The organism is Lactiplantibacillus xiangfangensis, assembly GCF_001438845.1.
Lineage (GTDB): Bacteria > Bacillota > Bacilli > Lactobacillales > Lactobacillaceae > Lactiplantibacillus > Lactiplantibacillus xiangfangensis.
Window position 1 is genome coordinate 1 of sequence record NZ_JQCL01000096.1, and the last position, 4910, is coordinate 4910.

Here is a 4910-nt window from a genome sequence, read left to right on the forward strand (position 1 = left end):
GAGACAGATTTAACTTTATAATATTTCATCTGTCAACTTGACAGGGACTAGTGCACCTAACTCAGTCGCAATTGGCAGAGGGGATTTCAAGTAGAACAACCTTATCGTCATTAGAAAACAACAAAACAGATATCACAACCAGTATTTTATTTGCATACTTAGAACGCATGAATGTTTCAATTCAGGAATACCTGTTTTACTTCAATGACAGTACAAATACTGAAAAAGAACTCGCAACTAAATACTTTTATGATAACGTCATTAAACGACGTGACCTAGAAATAAAAGAACGAATTCTTGATTACCAATCAAAATATAAAAATTCAAAAGACTTTTACTACTGTTGTCTATCCATTGAGTTAAAGTTGTTTTTAAACAAAAAAAATGATGAAGAAATTTTTGATGTTGCTGAAGATACCGGCATAATTAAAAAGTATTTAGAACACGTTACGCAATGGGGCCATTTTGAAATGTCAATTTTTGCTAATTGTTTATACATTTTTAGTAGTGAATATATTCGTGCTACTTTCAATATCCTATTGAAAAGGACTAAAATTTTAAGCAAAATTGATACTTACCAAAATGATATTTCTATTTTCCTCAACAATTGCATTGTTCTAGCTTTTGAACGTCAACACTATCAGAATGCCCGTTTCTACATTCACGAACTCTATCAAGTCTCTGGTAAAACACCCCGGAAAGCTTATGATCGCATGATGTGTGACTTTTATCTTGAATTAATTAAAACAGTCAACGGTCAACCATCAACTATCGATACGACAATCTATCAGTTTAAAAAGCTTGGTTTCAATGACCATGCAAAGATGCTCGAAAATTTAAGGGCCAAGCTTACTGCTAAGGTGAAGTTTTCTATTGCGTGATTGCTTTACCTATAAAATCTCATTTATTATTTAAACTTAAAATACTTATCTGTCGACTGACAGATAAAGCGCCTGGAATAAAAATTCCAGGCGCTTTTTGAATTCACCCATCAATAGTTATAGTGTGCACTATTTTTTTAAACGGGGCATGGCGTGGAACAATAAGTGCCGAACTAGTGGCATAATCAAGATATCGCGGACAAAGTAAGCCGTCGTGAAGGTTCCAAAAAAGCCTAAAATAAACTGTTCAATCGTCAAATGATAAAACGTTCCATTAATCAAAAGCGCCCGAGTACTCATCGTAAAGCTCATCATCAGTAACATCGTCCAGCCGCGAATGGCCCCGGACTTGAAACCAATCGCTTCAGAATCGGTCATCCCCTTGGTCCACCATCTAGCCAGTAACTCTGACAAAGTGGCGACCACCACAAAATTAAAAACGAATGCAAACGCAATGGTCGGTGCAAGTGCCAACCAGAATACTCGCCACATTGCAGCATTAATTCCCATATTTGTCGCCATGCCCAACCAACTCATACTGGTCGCCATACCGATACACATCAATAACGTAAAACCTAACCGCTGTTTAAAATTCATTTTGATTTCTCCTTATAGTTGATAAGTCAACTGTTACAGTTTAGTCGGATTTGGTTTACTTGTCAACTATATGCTATAATAATTCAAAAAGGGGACGGCTACTTTGGATACTGTAAGACTTGGAAAATATATTGGTGCACTTCATCGCCGCTTTCAGACGGCCATGAATCACGAATTGGCATTGCCAGAAATTAACGCCAGTAACGCCAACTTTCTACTATTTATCGGCGATCAGGACCGGGTAACTGCCAAACAGATCACGACCGAACTCGCCATTAACAAGGGCCTCGTCAGTCGTGAGCTGACGCGCCTAGAAACTGGTCAGTATATTACCAGAACGCCTGATGACAAGGATCACCGCACCACTTGGGTCAGGATTACACCAAAAGGACTCGCGGCGTGCAAGACCATTCGACAAATCAAACAATCGCTCTGGGATCAAGTTCTTGGAGATACAACGGACGCTGACTTAGAAACAATCTTCACTCATTTAGCGGACTGGAGTGAACGAGCAAAGCAGTTTAAATAATCAGAGAATTGATACCGACATTACAATAATAGCGATGAATATTCCTAAATTTGACTTTCAAAATTCAGTTTTGAATAAAAATAGCTAACGTTTCATCACCTTTCAAACCAACTAAATCCCCTATAAAAAGGTCCGTTACAAGTTACCATCGCAATTGTTTGACTATCTGAGAGGCCTCCGGTACGCTGAATTTAACGATAATTCTGGAGGGGATTTCATGTCAATCGATCCAAGTCGTGCCCAAGATGTCTGGAAAGACGTTGGGGAACATGTTCAATTCACCGTTTTAAAGTTAAACCGTCAAGATCAACGCCACGATCAAGAAGTTTTCCAAGAATTTGCTGACCGCTCGCAAGCCATTGTTCGTTCGCTACGCATTCGTGATGCCAAGCCAGAAACGGGGACCCAATTGAAAGTCTCAATTGGAATCAGTAACGCGGCTTGGGACTACCTATTCCCTAACGCCCCAAAACCTAAAGAGCTCGAAACTTACGAGACTTTGACGGGACCCGAATACGAAATGCCCGCAACACCGGGTGACCTCTTCTTCCACATTCGCGCTAGCAACGAAGCGGTCGTTTATGAGGCCATTACCCAGTTTGAACGGGTACTAAGCCCGATTACGACCGTGCTCGATGAAACGAAGGGTTTCCGTTACTTCGAAGGTCGCGCCATCATTGGTTTCATCGATGGCACCGAAGCACCCGCCGTTGAAGACGCCGCCGACTACGCTTTAGTTGGCGACGAAGACCCCACTTTTGAAAACGGGTCTTACGCCTTCGCACAAAAGTGGCAACACGACATGCCTATCTGGGAACACATGACCACTGAAAAACAGGAAAAAGCCGTCGGTCGTGAAAAGTTCAGCGACTTTGAATTGGCAGATGAAGATAAATTTAAAAACGCCCATAACGTGGCCTCAAAATTTGAAGTGGACGGCGAAGAACAGAAAATCGTTCGAATGAACGTGCCGTTCTCTAACCCGGCCGCCGGCAACACGGGAACTTACTTTATTGGTTATTCCCGTTACTGGCACGTTACCAAGGGAATGCTAGAAAACATGCTGGCTAAGTCAGATTTCTTACTGACATTCTCAACGTTATTATCCGGCCAACTCTTCTTCATTCCATCCCGCGACCTATTAGAAAAGATTGCAGATGGTGATTTCCACTAATTACAATTAACGTTATGGTTTGGGACAAAGCTCAAAAAGCCAATCAGAAAATTTCTGGTTGGCTTTTCCTATTGTTATGGTCAAAACGTGGTCCAAAAGGCAATTTGCGAGCATTAACCGCCTTTTGGCCCACTCTCTTTTTTGCGCACTTTTAAAGGGCTTCTGCTATAGTAAGACTAGCAGTACCACGAGGAGGAAGCAGCATGGCAAATCGATATTTACATAACGTTCAGGGGCTATTTGATACTATCGCCCCCAACTATGACCGCATGAACAACATTATTAGCTTAGGCACCCACCGTCACTGGCGCAAACAGACGATGCAACGGATTCACTTAGCGCCCCACGCGCACGCTTTAGATCTCTGCTGCGGCACTGGGGACTGGACCATCGCCATTGCACAGGAATTAAAAGCGCCCGGTGAAGTGATTGGTTTTGATTTTTCAGCACCGATGCTTCAACTCGCCCAGCGAAAGGTCGACCAAGCCAAGCTTCATGACCGGGTCTGGTTACGTCGGGGAAACGCCATGCACCTGCCATTTAAGGATGACTCCTTTGATCTCGTAACCATTGGCTTCGGTTTGCGTAACCTTCCCGATAAGGAACGGGCTTTAGCTGAAATCTTGCGGGTTCTAAAACCCGGGGCACAGTTGGTCTGTCTAGAAACATCGCAACCCGATCAACCCCTGATTAAGCCCGTCTGGCAGTTCTATTTCACCAAAATCGTACCATTATTTGGCCGGTTATTCGCACACCAATACCAGGAGTACTCCTACTTGCAAGAAACCACCCGGCACTTTGCAAGCTATTCCCAATTAGCGACGATGTTCAAACAAGCGGGCTTTCAACAAGTCCACTACGAACGTTTCAACTTTGGCGCGGCGGCGGCCCACTTTGGGACTAAACCGGAGGTCCGCCATGCCAACTAAGCTAGAAGCCTTCAATCAATGTCTAACCTGGCTCACGCAAGCAACGACTTTACCAAAACAAGTCGACGGACTCGTCCTATGTGGCAACAGTCAGCCGGCGACCGCGACGGCGGCCGGAGAGTTAGCCCAACAATACGCTTTACCCCGAATCATCATTGCAGGTGGCATCGGCCACGCCACCAAGTACCTCCGGCAAAATTTAGACGTCAGTAACACTTTAAGTGAAGCCAGTATGATGGCCGACCTCGTCCGGCAAACCGGTTACCAGGGTGAAATCCGGTTAGATCAAACGTCGACTAACTCCGGTAGCAACGCCGTCAATGCGTTGGCGTTAGCCCCAACAGACTGGCACAACGTCCTTCTCGTCCAAGACCCAGTGCTAGCACGGCGGACCGCCCTGACCTTTGTCAAAAATTGGGGGACGGCTTACCAATTCAGTCGCTACCAACCGCAAACGCTCAGCGTACGCCAGCTTGATCCATTAGTTTTCACTACTGACAATGGCTTTAACTGGCCAGCAGACTACCTAACCGAGTTAGTTCTTGGCGAGTGTCAGCGGCTCATCGACACGCCGGCCGGATACGGGCCGCTGGGGACCAATTTCATCCCCCACGTCGACGTCCCCGAACCGGTCATCGCCGCGAACCAATTTTTACAACAACAGACCCTTCGCCGAAAGCGTTAAATGATGTTTAACAAATAAAGAGTTAGGAACAAAATTCAAAAAGCCAATCAGAAAATTTCGGCTCTTTGTCAACGGCTGTTGATGAGGAACTTTATGAGGAAACCAGTTCATTTTC

Annotated in this window: 6 protein-coding genes; 5 read left to right on the forward strand and 1 reads right to left on the reverse strand. The window is 44.4% G+C overall.

Translation table 11 applies throughout. The annotated features are described in order from the left end of the window. The first annotated feature begins 50 nt into the window (after positions 1–50). On the forward strand, positions 51–881 hold the full coding sequence (locus IV64_RS11975; RefSeq protein ID WP_083491662.1) for a helix-turn-helix domain-containing protein: 831 nt from the start codon (positions 51–53) through the stop codon (positions 879–881). A 129-nt stretch (positions 882–1010) separates the two neighbouring features. Here the strand turns inward: IV64_RS11975 and IV64_RS11980 are convergent, their stop codons facing one another. After that, entirely contained in the window at positions 1011–1478 is a 468-nt protein-coding gene (locus IV64_RS11980) for a hypothetical protein (protein ID WP_057707473.1), read from the reverse strand. Between the two features lie 103 nt (positions 1479–1581). On the opposite strand from IV64_RS11980, the gene IV64_RS11985 reads away from it, so the two are divergent. The 4 genes from IV64_RS11985 (at position 1582) to IV64_RS12000 (ending at position 4795) form a co-directional block, all read left to right on the forward strand. Further along, complete coding sequence (locus tag IV64_RS11985) at positions 1582–2007, forward strand: MarR family winged helix-turn-helix transcriptional regulator (protein ID WP_057707474.1); 426 nt, start codon at positions 1582–1584, stop codon at positions 2005–2007. A gap of 217 nt (positions 2008–2224) precedes the next feature. Beyond that, positions 2225–3181 carry a Dyp-type peroxidase gene (locus IV64_RS11990; protein ID WP_057707475.1) on the forward strand — a complete coding sequence of 319 codons (957 nt, stop codon included), beginning with the start codon at positions 2225–2227 and terminating at the stop codon, positions 3179–3181. Between the two features lie 203 nt (positions 3182–3384). Continuing rightward, positions 3385–4110 carry a demethylmenaquinone methyltransferase gene (locus IV64_RS11995; RefSeq protein WP_057707476.1) on the forward strand — a complete coding sequence of 242 codons (726 nt, stop codon included), beginning with the start codon at positions 3385–3387 and terminating at the stop codon, positions 4108–4110. After that, on the forward strand, positions 4100–4795 hold the full coding sequence (locus tag IV64_RS12000; protein WP_057707477.1) for a YdcF family protein: 696 nt from the start codon (positions 4100–4102) through the stop codon (positions 4793–4795). The genes IV64_RS11995 and IV64_RS12000 overlap by 11 nt, the downstream gene beginning before the upstream one ends. Positions 4796–4910 lie beyond the last annotated feature (115 nt).